Consider the following 16526-nt stretch of genomic DNA (forward strand, 5'->3'; position numbering starts at 1 on the left):
TCACTGGGTGTGTCCCTCCTGCGTCCTCGCTCCAAAGGCCGCAGTGGGCGTCGGCCCTACCTATGCGGCGCAGCCGCTGGGGTCCGCGCCACGCTCAGAAGAAGCGGGGAGTCCCCGGTACCGCCGCTGCGGCGTCAGCCACAAGCTCGCTTAGGAGCTTGGCTTCCTCGCCCACGCAGCCGAGGGACAGGTGGACGTGTGGCCGTGCCCTCGGGCCAGTCGCGAACGCAGCCCCCTCCGCGACTGAGATGCCCTGTGAGGCGAGGCGCAGCAACGTCTCTTGCTCCGAGGCGACCGGTACCCAGAAGCTGAGCCCGGCGTTCGAGCGGCTCTCGATGCCTCGACGCTGTAGGGCGTCGCGGAAGACCTTCCGGCGACGATCGTACTCCGCGCGCGCGCGAGCTATCACCCCTTCCACCTCGGGGTCGGTGAGGCAGGCCTCGAGCAGCGCCCGGTTCACCGAGCTCACCCACTGGCCGCCCGCGCGCCAGAATGACATGCGTTCGATGATGGGACGTGGGCCTGTGATGGCGCTCACCCGGACGTCGGGGTGGATGTCTTTGGAGAACGAGCTGAGCAGCACAGTGCGTTCAGGGGCTAGGCGCGCGAGCCTGACGTCGGCCTCCGGTGCGAGCGCGCCGTGGTGGTCGATCTCGATTGCGGTTGCGTCGTGTCGGCGCAGCGATGCGGCGATGCCCTCCAGGTTCTCGGTCGGCACGAGCCGGCCGGTGGGATTGTGCACGCGAGTCTGGAGCAGGACCACACGGACCCCACCGGCGAGCGCTCTGTCGAGGGCGGCGAGATCGTAGCCGCCCTCAGAGAAACCGATCGGCGCGGGCGCCATCCCTGCCTGACGCAGGATCACGTTGTAGAGCGGGAACTCCGGGTTGCCGACCCCGATCGCTGCCCCCCGGTGGCTGACCGCCTGCAGGATTCGGGGCAGCGCACCGATGATCTCAGTGTCGAGCAGCATTGCCTCGGGCAGGTACCCGACACGCGCGAGGAGCGCCTCGTGCAGGGGCTCGGTGATCGTACGATTCCCCGGGTAGCCCGGGAAGGTCGCCTGCTCCGCGACCCGTAGGAGCATTTTCGCGAGGTCGACCTGAAGGGTCGTATCAGGGTAGCCCGGCGAGAGGAAGTACCGGAACTGCTCGCGGTCGTAACCTTTGAAACGGTAGGAAGTGGCCTCGACTGGCCGAGCCACGAACGTGCCGCCGCGTCGCCGGGTCTCGATGACGCCCATTTGTACCAGGTTGGCCCAGGCGCGGCTCACTGTTGAGGTCGACAGTCCGAGCGCCTGCGCGGTCTGGGTGATGGTCGGTAGGCGGGTGCCCTCTGGCAGCTGACCGTTCCGCGCGGTCAGCAGCACCGCGTCCACGAGTGCGTCGGCGTCGTAGCGGAGGAGGTTGTCCTGCAGCACCTGCATCGCGCTTGAATTATCATTCATAACTTAAAGTGTATTATCCACATCATAATTCCCATAGTCTGGCGAGTACTTCCTATTCGACGAAGACGAGGACGTACTATGCGAAAGTCAGCAATCACACTGTTCGGCGCCGCGGCCGTGGCGGCGCTCTCCTTCACCGCCTGCAGTAGCGGAAGCGCAGACAGTGCCGGGGGCAGCAATTCCTCGCTCCCGGTCATCGAGTCGGGCTCACTGACCGTCTGCATTTCGAAGAACGCTTACGAGCCGCTCTACTGGAAGGACGGCGAGACCTTCACCGGGTTCGATCCGGACTCCATTACCGCCATAGCGGATGAGCTGGGCTTGACGGTCAAGTACAATGTCTCCGCGTTCGACGGCCTGCTGCCCGCATTGATGTCCGGCCGCTGCGATGTGCTGAGGTCGGGGCTCTACATCAACGAGGAGCGCAGTTCGAACGCGGACGCGATTCCGTATCTCCAGACGGGTCCTGCCCTCATTGTCCCAAAGGGGAACCCGCTCGGGCTGGAGAGTCCCGAGGATCTCTCCGGCGTCAAGATCGCCGTCCAGGGCGCTTCGGCCAACGAGAAGATCTTGCAGGAGCTCAGTGCCCAGTTCGAGGCGGACGGCAAGCCGGGCATCGAGCTGTCCGTCTATCCCGAACTGCCGGAGACCATCGCGGCACTGCAGAACGGGCGGGTCGACGCGACCATGGAGACCGACGTCGCGGCGAACCAGGCAGCGGAGACCCTCGGCGACGAGTTCGAGGTCGCCACGGAGGTGTTCCCCGCCGAGACCGACTTCGGGATGTTCCTGACGAAGGACAGCGAGTTCACCGCGAAGATCACTGAGGTCGCCCAGAAGCTCACTGACGACGGAACGTTCGCCCAGCTTGCCGAGAAGTACGGGCTGCTACCCGACCGGATCGTCGCCCCCTGAAAGGAGATGCAGTGAAGTTCGATCCTCAGATATTTCTCGACGCACTCTTTTCGCCGACCTATCTACACGGGGCTGTCACGGCGATCACACTCGCCCTGCTTGTGCAGGCCGCCGCGATTGTCCTTGGGTTCTTTCTGGCGCTCGGCCGAGATAGTCGGCGGAACTGGCTGCGCTGGCTGGCCGCCGGGTACGTCTGGGTGTTCCGGGCGGTCCCCGCGCTCCTTATCTTGATCCTCATCTGGAACGCGTTGCCGCAGCTCATCCCAGCGTTGAAGCAGTCCTGGTTCAACCCCTACATCGCGGCGTTCTTCGGGCTCACTCTGCTCGAGGCCGCGCTGATGGCCGAGATCCTGCGCTCGGCACTCGCCGCGATCCCGTCCGGGCAGGTGCAGGCGGCGAGGGCGCTCGGCCTACGGCCGTGGAGCGTGATCTGGCACGTGCAGATCCCTCAGATGATCCGCGTGGCGATCCCGCCGACCGGTAATCAGTTCATCAACATGGTGAAGATGACGAGCCTTGCCTCGGTCATTTCCCTCCAGGAACTGCTCTACACGGCGGCGCAGGACGTCTCGCGCACCTTCAGCTACGCCGAGTACTACTCCGCGGCCGCCGTCTATTATCTCGTGCTCGTCTCGCTCTTCATGCTCGGTCAGAGCTGGGCCGAGCGCAAGTTCGCTTGGAGGAGCTCGACGGGCCGGCGGCGCTCGCGCAGCGCCTTTCCTTCGCTCAATACCAGGGAGGTCTCCGTTGTCTGAGTCCCACGCTCTCCTCCACGCTGAGGCTATCAGCAAGATCTATCACGGGAAGCCAGCGGTGGATGAAGTATCGTTCACCACGACGAAGGGCGAGGTTACCGCGATCCTCGGTCCCTCTGGCTCCGGCAAGTCCACGTTCCTGCGTAGCCTCGCGCTGCTCGAACCCGTCGACGGTGGACGGATCCTCTTCGAGGGCGAACTCGTGGGGCAGCGCGAGCGGCGTGGGTCACTCTTGCCTGCCTCGGAGCGCCAGCTCGCGGGGGACCGTACGACAGTAGGCATGGTCTTCCAGAACTTCAACCTGTTCCCGCACATGACCGTCGAGCGCAACATCATGCTGGCGCTCGGCGTGCATAAGCGCGGCAGCACCTTGGCCAATCGGGAGACCGCCCGGGAGATGCTGGGCCGGGTCGGGCTCGACGGCTACGGGGAGAAGTATCCGAGCGAGCTCTCCGGCGGCCAGCAGCAGCGTGTCGCCATTGCGCGGGCGCTCGTGCTGCGCCCGAAGGTGATGCTCTTCGACGAACCGACCTCGGCGCTGGACCCCGAGCTCGTCCGGGACGTGCTGAAAGTGATGGAGTCCCTCGCGGAGGAGGGGATGACAATGGTCGTCGTCACGCACGAGGTCGGCTTCGCTCGGAATGTGGCGTCGCGAGTGATCCTCTTCGAGAACGGGCGCATCGTCGAGGATTCGCCGCCGGAGCGCTTCTTCTCCAGTGAGGCCTCCGAGCGTACCACTGCTTTCCTGGAGCACGTGCTATAGCCGAGACCGCCCGCTTGGACTGGATTCCCATTGCGAAGCACCCGGGGTTCGTCGGGCTTGCTCGGAAACCCGGAGCGGTCGATCCAGATGCGGCGATCCGGAACCTTGGACCCCGCAACATCAAGAACACCGAAGAAAGGAACATTATGAGCAACGGCGACTTCTACGGTCCCGCTGAGAATTACTTCCACAAACTGCTCGGGCCCGAGCCGGAGCCGAGGTTCAGCGACCCCGGCGAACTCGAGCGGAACTGGGGGCGGCGATGGGGACGCGGCGACGAGACGAGCACGTTGCGCTCCGTGATCGTGCGACGCCCGAACGCAGGGATGGCGGACATTCGTGCCGATGCCTGGAGCGAGGAGGCCCAGGCGCTCGTCGACCCCGACCGGAACTGGTATTACAAGCGAGCCACGCCGCCGGACATAGCGAAGGTGCTCGATCAGCACGCGCAGCTGGTCAGCGCGCTCGAGGCCGAGGGCGTCGAAGTCGTGTTCGCTCCCGATCTACCCCGTACCTTCACCAAGTCGGTCTACACCCGCGACCCCGTGCTGACTGTTCCGGGCGGGGCCATTATCACCCGCCTCGCCCCACGCATGCGCCGCGGCGAGGAGGCCAGTATGACCCAGTCTCTCGCGGCGCTGGGAATGCCGATCCTCGGCACGATCACTGGCGCCGGTCTCGCCGAGGGCGGATCCTTCCATATGCTCAACCGCAACCTCGCCGTGTACGGCACTTCGATCCGTTGCAACGTGGAGGGCGCACGCCAGCTCGAGAGCCTGCTGCAACCGCTCGACGTCGAGCTGATCACGGTGCCCCTGCCGGGATACACGATCCACACTGACGGTCAGTTCATGGTTCTCGACGAGCGCACGGTGATGGCGAACCCGCACCGGCTGCCCTATGAGTACTTAGCCCGGCTCGAGGAGCTCGGGTACGAGATCGTGCATCCTCACCCTGACGAGCAGAATTCCTGCAACTCGCTCATGGTGCGCCCCGGGCGGCTCATCATGGCGTCGATCTACCCGAACACGGCGGCGATGCTCCGCAAGCGCGGCTTCGAGGTCGTGCTGATCGATTATGACGAGATCATCAACAACGGCGGCAATATCCACTGCTCGACGACGGAGATCGTCCGCGACTGGTAGGCGGCGCGGACCGGAGGGTGTACTATGACGAATCTGCTAACGGCGGCTCGGGAGACGATCGGCTCGTTCGCCGCGGGATGCCTGGCGGCAAACGGGGTCGACACCGTGTTCGGCATCCCCGGCACGCACAACATCGAGATCTACCGTGGCCTCAGGGCGTCGGGGATCCGCCACGTGCTGACGCGGCACGAGCAGGGGGCGAGCTATGCGGCGGACGGATACGCGCGGGCCTCGGGGCGTCCCGGTGTCGTCATCGCGACGAGCGGCCCTGGGGTCACCAACTGCATCACCGGGATCGCCAACGCCTACGCGGATGGGGTACCCCTGCTCGTCCTGTCACCGGGCGCCCCCCGGGGGCAGGAGCGCCGGAACCTCGGTTTCCTGCATGAAGCGAAGGACCAGCGCGCTGGGGTCGACCGCTTCGCTGCGGAGAGTGTGCGCGCCGAGTCTCAGGAAGCCCTCGAGGAGGCGATCCATCGGGCGTTCCTCGGGTTTCGCACGGGCCGCCCACGGCCCGTGCACATCGAGATCCCCACGGACCTCATCGAGGAGCCCTCCGCGGGGCCCCCCGGGGCGGCGTGGACGGCCCCGCCGCTGAGTCCCGATCCCGCGGCGATCGCGGGTGTGGTCGCGGCGATGCGGGAGGCGAAGCGCCCTCTGATCGTGGTTGGGGGCGGCGCGGTGGCCCACGGCGCGGTGCTCACGGCACTCGTCGACGCGACCGGAATCCCCATCGTCACTACGGTGCAGGGCAAGGGCGCGGTATCGGAGCGGCATCCGCTCTCGGCCGGGGCACTGGCCGGGGGTTCCGCGGCCTTCCCGCCGATCGGCCGTGCTGATCTGATCCTGGCGTTCGGCACCGAGCTCAAGAACGCCGGGACCCGTCCCGGCGCGCGCGTCGCGCGTTTCGATATCGACCCGGGCCAGCTGCACAAGCACCGCCGCGCGGATTTGCCGGTGCTAGGCGACGCTGGGCTCGCCGCGGACGCCCTGCTCGGAGCGGTGCGGCGTGCGCCGCATCCCGGGGACGGCGATGCCTGGGTACGTGAGGTGCTGGGCGACGCCGCGGACGTGCGCGCCGAAGCGGTCGAGCGCTGGGGCGCGCTGCACGCTGCGGTCATGCGCGCTGCCCGGGAGGAGGGTGCGGGAGAGGAAAAGCCCGCGGTGCTGACCGGGGACAGTTCGCAGATCTCCTGGCAGGGCACGGTGCGGGCCGCGATGCTCGACGAACCGCGGGGCTTCCTCACGACCGACGGCTACGCGACCCTCGGCTACGGCCTGCCGGCTGCGATCGGGGCGAGGATCGCCCGGCCGGAGGCGAACGTGGTCGCCCTCCTCGGCGACGGAGCGCTGATGTTCAGCGTGCAGGAGCTGATCACGGCCGCGGAGCAGCGCCTCCCGATCCCGGTGGTCGTCTTCGACAACGGCGGCTATGCCGAGATCGAGCAGAACATGCGCGACGCCGGGGTCGATCCCTTCGCCGTCGCGCTCACCCCTCCGGATTACGCCGCGCTCGCCGCGGGGCTGCGCTGCGGCTTCGGCGAGGCGCGCACCCCGGAGGAGTTGGAGCGGGCCGTGGCGGCCGCGCTCGAAGCGGAGGGCCCGACGCTGATCAGGATCGGCGACGAGGTATTCGAGGCGCCCGTCTGGCGCGCGCCCTATGCGGCACCCGCCGCGTAGGACGGAAAGGAAAGGACATCATGGTGGAGTCGAGAGGATCGCGCGGCATCGCGATTGGGGAGACGGGCGTGGCCGACGAGGCCTTCCTGGCCGACTGGTCGGCGCTCTCGGGGTTCGGCGCCGTCGCGGGGACGAACGGGGTGGAGCGTCAGGCCGCGTCCGTCGCGGACGGCGAGCAGCGGAGCTGGTTCGCCGCGCTGCTGGAGGCGCGCGGATTTACGGTGGTCCGCGACCGGATCGGCAACCAGTTTGGCCTGCTGGAACTCTCGCCCGGCGCCCCGTACGTCATCGCGGGCTCGCACCTGGACTCGCAGCCGACGGCGGGGCGCTTCGACGGCGCCTACGGGGTGCTGGCGGCGGCCCACGCGTGCTTCCGCGTTGCGGAGGAGCTGCGGGCCACGGGCCGGGCGCCGCGTTTGAACCTGGCGGTGGCGAACTGGTTCAACGAGGAGGGGTCGCGGTTCAAGCCGTCCATGATGGGCAGCTCCGTGTTCACGGGGAAGCTGCAGCTCGAGGTCGCGCTGGCGACGACGGATCCCCGGGGGGTCTCCGTGCGGGAGGCGCTGGCGGGGCTCGGCGAGCTGGGGGAGGAGGACGCCTTCGGGCCCGGGACGGGGCGGGAGGCGGCGTCGTACGCCGAGATCCACGTGCAGCAGGGGCGCAGCATGGAGGAGGACGGCGTCACCATCGGCCTGGTGCACGCGACGTGGGCGGCGCACAAGTTCGGGTTCCGGGTGACCGGCGAGCAGGCGCACAGCGGCTCCGCGCTCATGGCGGATCGGCGGGATGCGCTGCTCGGAGCGGCCCGGCTGGTGGTCGCCGCGCGGGAGCTGGCGGACGAGTTCGAGACCGGGGCGCTGCACACCGCCTGCGGGGAGCTGAACGTGTATCCGAACTCCCCGGTCGTGGTCGCCAGCGAGGTGGAGCTGCTGCTGGACCTGCGCTCCCCGAGCCGCGAGGTGATCGAACTGGCGCGCGAGAAGCTTATGGCCGTGGTGGACCGGGTGCGGGCGGAGGACCGGGTGGGCATCGAGATCACCGCGGAGCACGCGTGGGATCAGAACCCCTACCCCGAGGCCGGAGTCGCGCTCGCGCAGCGCGTCGCCGACGATCTCGGCCTCGCGCACGGCCGGGTGATGACCGTCGCGGGGCACGACTCCACGAACATGAAGGATCTCGTGCCCACGGTGATGCTGTTCGTGCCTTCCGTGAACGGCGTCTCCCACAACCTCGACGAGTACACCCGAGACGAGGATCTGCTCGCCGGCCTGCGCCATCTCACCGCGGTCGTCCGCAGCCTCGCGGACGGCGCGCTCGCCGGCTGAAGCACGCGGCGAGCGAGCGGCCTGTGGGGCCCGCTCATCGATCGAAGCGAAGAACGGAGGAGGAGCACCCATGGAACACCTGCACCCGACACGGAACCCCGGCACCCGCCTCGCGGCCCGGCGGAGGCTCGCTATCGTCGGCGGGAATCACCTGCTGCCCGACGGGGTGCTCGAGGACGGTGGGATCTACGCGGAGGACGGCCGGATCGTCGCCATCGGGCCGCGCGCCGAGATCGAGCGCCGGATCGATCCGGGGGTGCGGGTCGTCGAGGCCCGCGGAGGAACGGTGATCCCCGGATTCATCGATGCGCACGCCCATCCGCTCTCCTTCGGCTTCTCGATCCGGGAGGAGCGCGACGTCCGCTACCCCAAGGTCTCGTCGATCGCCGAGCTCGTCGAGGCGGTCGCGCGCTTGACGGAGGGCGCGGAACCCGGTCGCTGGCTGCGGGGCCGCGGCTTCGACTACGGGAAGTATCCCGAGGGGCGCATGCCGACGCGCTGGGACATCGATCCCGTCAGCGAGCGCAACCCGGTCGGACTCGTGCACTCCTCGGGCCATTTCGCGCTGGTGAACACCGCCGCCCTGCGCGAGGCGGGGATCGAGGACGACGTCGCGGATCCCGAGTCCGGGCGGTTCGTGCGCGACGAGTGGGGGCGGGTGACGGGCATGCTGCTCGACTCGGCGATGGAGCAGGTGCTGCGCAGCGCGATCGACGTCGAGGGGCACGGCCCCAACCACAACACCTTCCCCGCCCCGCTCGACGACCTCGTCGACGATCTCGAGCTCGGCCTTTCGGCCTTCGCCGCGGCGGGGGTGACGACGGTCGTGGACGCCCAGACCACCTCGCGCGACATGCCGGTCTATCTCTCGGCCCGGGACGAGGGGCGGATGCTGGTGCGCGTCGTCTGCATGTATCTCTCGAACCACTGGAAGGGCATCGAGGGCCTCGGCATGTCGGGGCCGCTCGGGGACGAGCGCCTCGCCATCGGACCCCTGAAGATCTACAGCGACGGCGCGCTGACCGGCTCGACGGCGCTGATGAGCGAACCGTACGCGAACGACCCGTGCTCGCACGGATACCCCTACTGGTCGGCCGACCGGCTCTCGGAGCTCGTCGGAGACGCGCACCGCTTCGGTCTGCAGCTCGGGATCCACGCGCAGGGCGATACCGCCATCGGCATGTGCCTCGACTCGATCGCGCAGGCGCTCGACAGCCGGCCTCGAGCCGATCATCGGCACCGCCTGGAGCACTGCGGCTCGCCGACGCCCGATCAGATCGAGCGCATCCGCGAGCTCGGAGCCGTCCCGGTGTGCCAGCCGAATTTCCTGTACGAGTTCGGCGACAGCTTCCGCGCGAACCTGGGGGAGGAGCGCGCGACCCGGATCACCCCGCTCGCGAGCATGCTTGCCGCCGACGTGCCGGTGGCGCTGAGCTCGGACGCCCCCGTCTCATCGCACGCACCGCTGCGGAACATTCAGACGGCCGTCCTCCGCCGCAGCCTCTCGGGCGCGGACATGGGGGCTTCGGAACGGATCTCGATCCTCGACGGGATTCGCGCCTACACCTGGAACTCGGCCCGGGCACTCTTCCGCGAATCGTGGTGCGGAGCGCTTCTCCCCGGTTACGTTGCCGACATCGTCGTGCTCGGCGCGGATCTCCGCGAGACGGACCCCGAAACGCTGAGCGAAGTAGGGATCAGGTGCACCGTGGTCGATGGTGAGGTTGTCCACGAGGCGTTCTGATCGTCAGGAGCGGCCCCTCACCGATACCGCTCCTTGCCTGCCCTGTCTCTCTCGGCCGAACACCGCTTCATCCGCGACATGCATCTCGGTCCGCTGCGCAACACGCATCTCGATCTGCCCTGCAGGAAGCAAAGCTCCCACCGCCCCAGGTCCGTGATCTCGGAGACGACCTTGCGCGAGACTGCGGAGGTGCGTTCGCTCGACAGGACACAGATGGGAGTGGACCATTCCGCCGGGATGATGGGTGCAGCCTGCAGATGTGGCGATGACCGAGGTGTTCCTGCCCTCCGAGTGCATGACGGTTCAGGCGGTTAGCGTCACCTCGGTCCAAAACTCGGGAGCCGCCCTAATTGCCGGTATCGCTTGCCTGGCCGGAAGAGTGTCCGATGAGATTGGCGCGCTGAAGATGGGCCTCGAGCGGGAAGCCCGCTCAGCCCTGACCGGCCCGCGCACGGCGCTCGCGGATCAGCTCGCGCGCCGAGAGCTGATGCATGCGGCTGCCGTAGTCGTCCGCGGTGATGCCGGCCAGAAAGCTGCCCGGGTCGACCTCGAGAGCGGTGCCGATGCGCACGAGCGTCTCGGCCGTCGGGCTCGAAACGCCGCGCTCGATCTTGCCGATGCTCGTCCAGCTCAGCTCGGACAGCTCGCCCAGATCTTCGAGAGAAATGCCCAGACGCTGGCGTATCTCGCGAATGCGCTTGCCGATCGTCACGGCAGCGGCGGAGTGGGTACGGGGCATGGTTTAAGCGTGCTGGACCCAGTGCCATGGCACCAGAGATTTAAGGCACTGGCCAATTTAGGTCAGCACGTACGGGTCACGGCGGTTTCCGGGTCGGCGCTGCTTACACTTGAGGCGTCGGCCACAACGCCGAATATCCCGGACCGATAGGACTCCCGCGACACCGTGAGCACCAGCGATCGACCCACCCGCCTCCGCATCCTGATCGGGTGCGACACCTTCACACCCGACGTGAACGGCGCCGCCCGGTTCGCCGAACGCCTGGCAGCCGGATTCGTGCGCCGGGGCGACGATGTGCATGTCGTCGCGCCCTCGACACGGCACCGCCGCACCGGAGCCTTCGTCGAGACGGTCGAGGGCGAGCGAATGACGCTGCACCGTTGGGCGAGCTGGCGCTGGTACCCGCACGAGTGGCTGCGCTTCGTGCTGCCCTGGCGCGCCCGCGGTTACGCGCGCAAGGTGCTCGACCAGGTGCGCCCCGACGTGATCCACATCCAGTCGCACATCATCATCGGCCGCGCTCTCGCGAGGGAAGGAGCGAAGCGCGGCATCCGCATCATCGCCACGAACCACGTGATGCCCGAGAACGTGTTCGACTTCTCGCTGCTGCCGAAGCGCCTCAAACGGGTGCTCGTGCGCTGGGGCTGGCACGACGCCGACAGCGTGCTGAAACTGGCCGCTGCGATCACGACCCCCACGCGCCGCGCCGCCGACTTCCTCGAACGCAATACGAAGCGCAGCGGAGTGATCCCTGTCAGTTGCGGGCTGCGCGCCTCCGACTACACCGCGGATCTCGCGCCGCGCACCTCGAACGAACTCGTGTTCGTCGGCCGCGTCACGCTCGAGAAGGAGATCGACGTCATCGTGCGCGCGCTGCCGCGACTCGCCCGCGACCTCGACGCCCGCCTCACCGTCGTGGGCGACGGCGACCAGCGCAAGAACCTCGAGAAGCTCGCCAGGGATCTCGGCGTGGCCGACCGCGTCGTCTTCACCGGTCGCGTCAGCGACGACGAGCTGCGCGCGCACCTCACCCGCGCGAGCGTGTTCGTGATCGCATCGATCGCCGAGCTGCAGTCGATCGCGACGATGGAGGCGATGGCGTCGGGCCTGCCCATCGTCGCCGCGAACGCGATGGCGCTGCCGCACCTCGTGCACGAGGGCGAGAACGGCTACCTCTTCCAACCGCGCAACGATCGCGAGCTCGCCGAACGGGTCTCGCAGATCCTCTCGCTGCCGGCCGAGCAGTATCGCGAGATGCAGCTCGCCTCGCTCGAAGCCGTGAAGGCTCACGACATCGACCGCACCCTCGACACGTTCGAAGCGCTCTACCGCGGCGAGAGCGCTCCGCGCTGATGCACATCCTCATCGTCACCGATCAGCACCCGGAGTCGCTCGGCGGGGTGCAGGTCGTGATCAGGCTGCAGCGCGACTACCTCGAGCGGCTCGGGCACCGAGTGACCATCGCTGCACCGGCGCTGCACCGGCCCGGCTACGCGACCGCGCGGGCGAACCGCGGCGCCTACATCGACCTGCCGTCGCGCGCGATCACGAAGGATCGCGAGTACGGCATCGCCTGGCCCACGGCCCGCACCGACCGCGCCCTGGCCGAAGCTCTCGCCGACCTGCCGCGCGTCGATCTTGTGCACGTGCAGGGCGACTTCTGGGGGGCGATGACCGGATACCGCGCGGCGCGCGGCCTCAGCGCCGCCACGGGCCGGCGCGTTCCCGTCGTGCACACCATGCACAACCACGTCGACGAGGGCACGCGCGCGGTCACACCGTTCGCGCCGTTCGCCTTCGCAGGTCTGCAGGCCTGGCGGCGTCTCGCGCTCGGCGCCCCTCGCGGTCCCGTGTCGCGCGAAGCCCGGGGAGCCTGGCGGTACCTCGCCGAGCTCGCGGCCGACGCCGACGCCGTGACCGCCCCATCGCAGCACTTCGCGACCGCGCTCGAGACGCACGGCGTCGCGCAACGGGTGCTCGTCACCCCGAACGGCGTCGACGACGACGCGATCGCCGACGTACGCGCCCGGCGCCGCTCGCCCCGCGAACGGCCTCGCCTCGTCTGGCTCGGGCGCATGAGCCACGAGAAGCGGGTGCTCGAATTCATCGACGCCATCGCCCGGTCGGGCATCGACGCCGATGTCTCCCTGCACGGCGCCGGCCTGCTGCTGCCGCGCGTCGAGGCGCGCATCGCCGAGCTCGCCCTCGCCGACCGGGTGACCGTGCCCGGCCCGGTGCCGTACCGCGACGCGCTCGCCGCGATCCACGACGCGGATGCGCTCGTGCAGACCTCGATCGGCTTCGAGACGCAGGGCATGACGCCGTTCGAAGCCGCGGCGCTCGGCACGCCGACCGTCTTCAGCGACCCCGAGATCGCCGACGACGTCGCCGTGCGGCCCGAGTGGCGGGTGCCCGAGGCGACCGTGGAGTCGCTCGCGGCGACGCTCGAGCGTGCGGTCGTCGAGATCGCCGCCGCAGCCGCACAGGGCGGGGGCGCAGCCGGCGGCTCCGGGGGCGACGCCGTGCGCGTGCCGGCGCCCGAGGCGCGGCGCTTCCTGCAATCGACGCAGGTCGCGAAGCTCGCCGAGCTCTACGAATCGCTCGTCTGACCGGTCGGGAACGCAGCTGCGCCCAGGGCGTCACCCGAACTTCGGCTCTCACCCGAACTTCGGATCGAAAGCCCGGTTCTCATCCGAAATGCGGGTGTGAACCGAACGACGGGCGGACGCGGTGCCCGGGAAATCGGCCGGTCGGGCCTAGAAGCGCCAGACGACGGCCTCGAAGCCGCTCGGCGGCTTCGGCAGCCATGCCTCGTCCTTGCTGACGAGACCCGAGCCGCCGGGGTTGTTCGACTCGATGATCTGGAAGGTGCCGTCGGTGTTCACGCCGACGATCATGACGGTGTGCACGCCCGTGACCCACGAGGTCGGCGATTCGATGTTCTCGTACTGCACGATGTCGCCGGGAGCGGCATCGGCGATGGTCATGCGCGTCGCGGTGTCGTAGTTGGTGACGGGGTTGCCGCCACCGACCCAGTTGCCGCCGCCGGCGCGGATCCAGCGCTGCGCCGACATGATGCACTCGCCCGGGGCGCTCCAGCCGGTCGGGCGGCTCGTACCGATCTCGCTCTCGGCGAGGGCGATCGTGGCGGCCACGTCGAAGTTGTGGGGGATCGACGCCTCTTCGGCGAGATCGAGCGGCGACGCGAGCATGTCGGTGTCGGCCAGCGCGGTGTCGAGCGTCTGGGCCACCGGGGTCGTGCTCGTCTGCACGGCGGCAGCGGGAGCGCTTGCGGTGAAGTCTTCGACCGGTGCTGCTGCGACCGCGGGGGCCGCCCCGAAAGCGAAGGTGATCGAAGACACCAGGCCCACGATGAACGCCTTGGCAGAGGATTGCACTGTGATTGAACTCCGGATTCGCTGACTCGAAAAACGCGGAGCCTCGCCCCGCGACTGAACAAGTATGCGTTACCGTTCTGTTACTTTTCAAGTCCGAGGCGCGAAGTTCTCAGGAATCGAACGATTCTGCGGCGTCGGGGGCGGCAGCACGAGCGCCGCTGCAGTCGCCGATATGACGGGGCGGCGCGATGCCGCTAGACTGATGCGCGCTGGCTTTTCGCCGGTGAGGAGGATTCGCCTAGCGGCCTATGGCGCACGCCTGGAACGCGTGTTGGGTTCACGCCCTCGGGGGTTCAAATCCCCCATCCTCCGCCAAAACCCCATCGCTCGCGCGGTGGGGTTTTCGCGTCGGCGGGGCTCGCGCGTTCGAATTTTCCGGAGAGTGCGGTTCCGGCACCGAACGCGAGCAACCGTGCTGTTCCGAGTGCTAGAAACGGGCTGGAATACAACGCCAGGCCCTGGAGGAGCATCATGAAATTCCACCGCGCTCGTAACCTTGCCGCTATCGGTGCGTCCTTTCTGCTGCTCGCCGGTTGCGCGAGCACCCCTTCGGACGCTGGAGATGTTGAAGGGCCAACGAACCAGCTCCGCTCGTCAGAGTCAAGCACTGCCTCCGGGTCGGTGGCTCCGGAAGACTGCGAACGCATCTTGAAGAGACTCATCCTCACCGGATACTCACCTCTCGACCATGCGGATCTCACGGCGATTATTCCCGGGCTGCCGGCATCCGAGTGCGAGGGCCGTGCAGACGTCGATGATGTGGTCGTCTTCTACGCCACCTATCCTGAAGCAGATCTGGAGGATATCGTCTCGCTGCTCGAAAGCGCCGGATACTACAAAGGCACCGGATACGATCCGCATCCGCGTGCGGACGAAGGGCTCGGGGGCCGATTCACTGATCGGGGAGCGGAGGGCCCGTTCGTGGGTTTGGACGACGCGAACGCACCTGATGGTCACCTCCTTCTCGCGGTCAGATACACCACCGGTGACGTCGCGGGCTGAAGTGGGCGCGGTCTACTGCTGGCCAGGAGATCGAGGGTGCCGCTGCTGCGGTAGTGCGCCGGGGCTGCGACGCGTTGCGCGCGCATCTCTTACACTGTTCCGAGGCTCGGCATCTCGGGCCCTTCAGCTTCCGTCCCAGAAGGACCCCATGAAACTCCTCCGCTCCGTGCCGCTGCTCGGCTGGATCATCGCCGCCATCGTGCTCGGCATTCTCATCGGCCCCGTCATGCCGCAGTGGCTCGGCAGCCTCTTCCTGACCTACAACTCGATCTTCTCCGGCTTCCTCGGTTTCGCGGTGCCGCTGATCATCCTCGGTCTCGTGACCCCGGCGATCGCAGAGCTCGGCAAAGGCGCCGGCAAGTGGCTCGGCGTGACCGCCGGCATCGCCTACGGATCGACCCTGCTCGCCGGCCTCCTCGCCTACTTCGTCAGCCGCTGGCTCTTCACCGCATCGATGTCGGGGGCGGGCGCGAGCTCGCTCGGCGACGGCGAGGGGTCGGGCTTCGAACCGTACGTCTCCGTCGTCTCCTCCGCGGGCGACGCCGCGACCGAGATCGTGCTGTCGCCGGTCGTCGACGTGATGAGCGCCCTCGTGCTCGCCTTCGTGGTGGGCATCGGCCTCACCGCGTTCCGCAGCACCGTCGTGCTGCGCGGTGCCGTCGAGTTCCGCACCATCATCGAGTCGCTGATCCGCCGCATCATCGTGCCCGCGCTGCCGCTGTTCATCTTCGGCATCTTCATGGACCTCTCGGCGAGCGGTTCGGCGATGATCGTCGTCTCGAAGTTCCTGCTCGTGGTCGTGGTCTCGTTCGCGCTGACCCTCGTCGTGCTGCTGATCCAGTACACGATCGCCGGCATCATCGGCGGCGTGAACCCGCTGCGCGCGCTGTGGAACATGCGCGACGCCTACTTCACCGCGCTCGGCACCTCGTCGTCGGCCGCGACCATCCCGGTCACGCTCGAATCGGCGCAGAAGAACGGCGTCTCGAAGTCGGTGGCGGGCTTCGTCGTGCCGCTGTGCGCCACCATCCACCTGTCGGGCTCGATGGTGAAGATCACCTGCTTCTCGATCGCGGTGCTGCTGCTCACCGGCGGCGACGTGTCGTTCGGCGCCTACTTCCCGTTCATCATGATGCTCGGCGTCATGATGATCGCGGCCCCCGGCGTGCCGGGCGGGGCGATCGCCGCTGCGGCCGGGCTCCTCGTGCAGATGCTCGGCTTCGGCGATGTCGAGGTCGGCCTCATGTTCGCCGCGTACATCGCGCTCGACAGCTTCGGCACCGCGACCAACGTGACGGGCGACGGCGCGATCGCGATCGTGATGAACAAGCTGACCCGCGGCAGCCTGGGCCAGGGCCACCGGGCCGAAGCCGCAGAGGCGGTCGAGGCGCTCGAGGGCGAAGCCGCGGCCTGAACCCGCCCAGGGATCGCGGAGATCATCGCTTGGCGATCGGGCGAGTGTGCTGTAGGCTTGCTCTTTGGCTGTGCAAAGTCCCATTGCGCAGACCGCGAGATCCCTTCACCGATCTGTCGCCTGCGACGCGAGAGCGCTGCACGAGACAGGGTCTCGCAGACAAGAAATCTTGGGTGAGGCCGTCCGGTCTCACGGTATG

General features: G+C 68.1%; 14 protein-coding genes and 1 tRNA gene. 12 read left to right on the forward strand and 3 right to left on the reverse strand.

Annotated elements, in window-relative coordinates:
• Positions 1-94: 94 nt before the first annotated feature.
• Positions 95-1426: an aminotransferase class I/II-fold pyridoxal phosphate-dependent enzyme gene (locus tag NHL51_RS07955; RefSeq protein ID WP_434142952.1), complete on the reverse strand. Its 1332-nt coding sequence runs from the start codon at positions 1424-1426 to the stop codon at positions 95-97.
• Positions 1427-1525: 99 nt separating this feature from the next.
• Here NHL51_RS07955 and NHL51_RS07960 point away from each other — a divergent pair, with 99 nt between their 5' ends.
• The 7 genes from NHL51_RS07960 to NHL51_RS07990 all read left to right on the forward strand — a co-directional run bounded on the left by NHL51_RS07960 (position 1526) and on the right by NHL51_RS07990 (position 9774).
• Positions 1526-2362 (forward strand): ABC transporter substrate-binding protein, encoded by an 837-nt coding sequence (locus NHL51_RS07960; RefSeq protein WP_434142954.1) that lies wholly within the window; start codon positions 1526-1528, stop codon positions 2360-2362.
• 11 nt (positions 2363-2373) lie between these two features.
• Positions 2374-3117, forward strand: a complete 744-nt coding sequence (locus NHL51_RS07965) for an amino acid ABC transporter permease (protein WP_434142955.1) — start codon at positions 2374-2376, stop codon at positions 3115-3117.
• Positions 3118-3175: 58 nt separating this feature from the next.
• Positions 3176-3880: an amino acid ABC transporter ATP-binding protein gene (locus tag NHL51_RS07970; protein WP_434142956.1), complete on the forward strand. Its 705-nt coding sequence runs from the start codon at positions 3176-3178 to the stop codon at positions 3878-3880.
• 146 nt (positions 3881-4026) lie between these two features.
• Positions 4027-5025: a dimethylarginine dimethylaminohydrolase family protein gene (locus NHL51_RS07975; RefSeq protein WP_434142957.1), complete on the forward strand. Its 999-nt coding sequence runs from the start codon at positions 4027-4029 to the stop codon at positions 5023-5025.
• 24 nt (positions 5026-5049) lie between these two features.
• Positions 5050-6705, forward strand: a complete 1656-nt coding sequence (locus tag NHL51_RS07980) for a thiamine pyrophosphate-binding protein (protein ID WP_434142958.1) — start codon at positions 5050-5052, stop codon at positions 6703-6705.
• Between the two features lie 20 nt (positions 6706-6725).
• The gene (locus NHL51_RS07985) at positions 6726-8030 is read left to right on the forward strand and encodes a M20 family metallo-hydrolase (protein WP_434142959.1); all 1305 of its coding nucleotides are present in this window, start codon (positions 6726-6728) and stop codon (positions 8028-8030) included.
• A 70-nt stretch (positions 8031-8100) separates the two neighbouring features.
• Positions 8101-9774, forward strand: a complete 1674-nt coding sequence (locus tag NHL51_RS07990) for an amidohydrolase (RefSeq protein ID WP_434142960.1) — start codon at positions 8101-8103, stop codon at positions 9772-9774.
• A gap of 430 nt (positions 9775-10204) precedes the next feature.
• On the opposite strand, the gene NHL51_RS07995 is transcribed toward NHL51_RS07990, so the two are convergent.
• On the reverse strand, positions 10205-10513 hold the full coding sequence (locus NHL51_RS07995) for a helix-turn-helix domain-containing protein (protein ID WP_434142961.1): 309 nt from the start codon (positions 10511-10513) through the stop codon (positions 10205-10207).
• Positions 10514-10678: 165 nt separating this feature from the next.
• Between NHL51_RS07995 and NHL51_RS08000 the strand changes: the two genes are divergently transcribed.
• Positions 10679-11866, forward strand: a complete 1188-nt coding sequence (locus NHL51_RS08000; protein ID WP_434142962.1) for a glycosyltransferase — start codon at positions 10679-10681, stop codon at positions 11864-11866.
• Positions 11866-13122, forward strand: a complete 1257-nt coding sequence (locus NHL51_RS08005; RefSeq protein ID WP_434142963.1) for a glycosyltransferase — start codon at positions 11866-11868, stop codon at positions 13120-13122. The genes NHL51_RS08000 and NHL51_RS08005 overlap by 1 nt, the downstream gene beginning before the upstream one ends.
• Before the next feature lie 147 nt (positions 13123-13269).
• On the opposite strand, the gene NHL51_RS08010 is transcribed toward NHL51_RS08005, so the two are convergent.
• Complete coding sequence (locus NHL51_RS08010; protein ID WP_434142964.1) at positions 13270-13884, reverse strand: lipase; 615 nt, start codon at positions 13882-13884, stop codon at positions 13270-13272.
• Between the two features lie 254 nt (positions 13885-14138).
• Between NHL51_RS08010 and NHL51_RS08015 the strand changes: the two genes are divergently transcribed.
• The 3 genes from NHL51_RS08015 (at position 14139) to NHL51_RS08025 (ending at position 16327) form a co-directional block, all read left to right on the forward strand.
• Positions 14139-14226: transfer RNA gene (locus NHL51_RS08015), tRNA-Ser, on the forward strand.
• Between the two features lie 156 nt (positions 14227-14382).
• Positions 14383-14913: a hypothetical protein gene (locus NHL51_RS08020; protein WP_434142965.1), complete on the forward strand. Its 531-nt coding sequence runs from the start codon at positions 14383-14385 to the stop codon at positions 14911-14913.
• Positions 14914-15061: 148 nt separating this feature from the next.
• Positions 15062-16327, forward strand: a complete 1266-nt coding sequence (locus NHL51_RS08025; protein ID WP_434142966.1) for a dicarboxylate/amino acid:cation symporter — start codon at positions 15062-15064, stop codon at positions 16325-16327.
• Positions 16328-16526: the final 199 nt, after the last annotated feature.

The organism is Leucobacter sp. gxy201, assembly GCF_051043335.1.
Classification (GTDB): Bacteria; Actinomycetota; Actinomycetes; order Actinomycetales; family Microbacteriaceae; genus Leucobacter.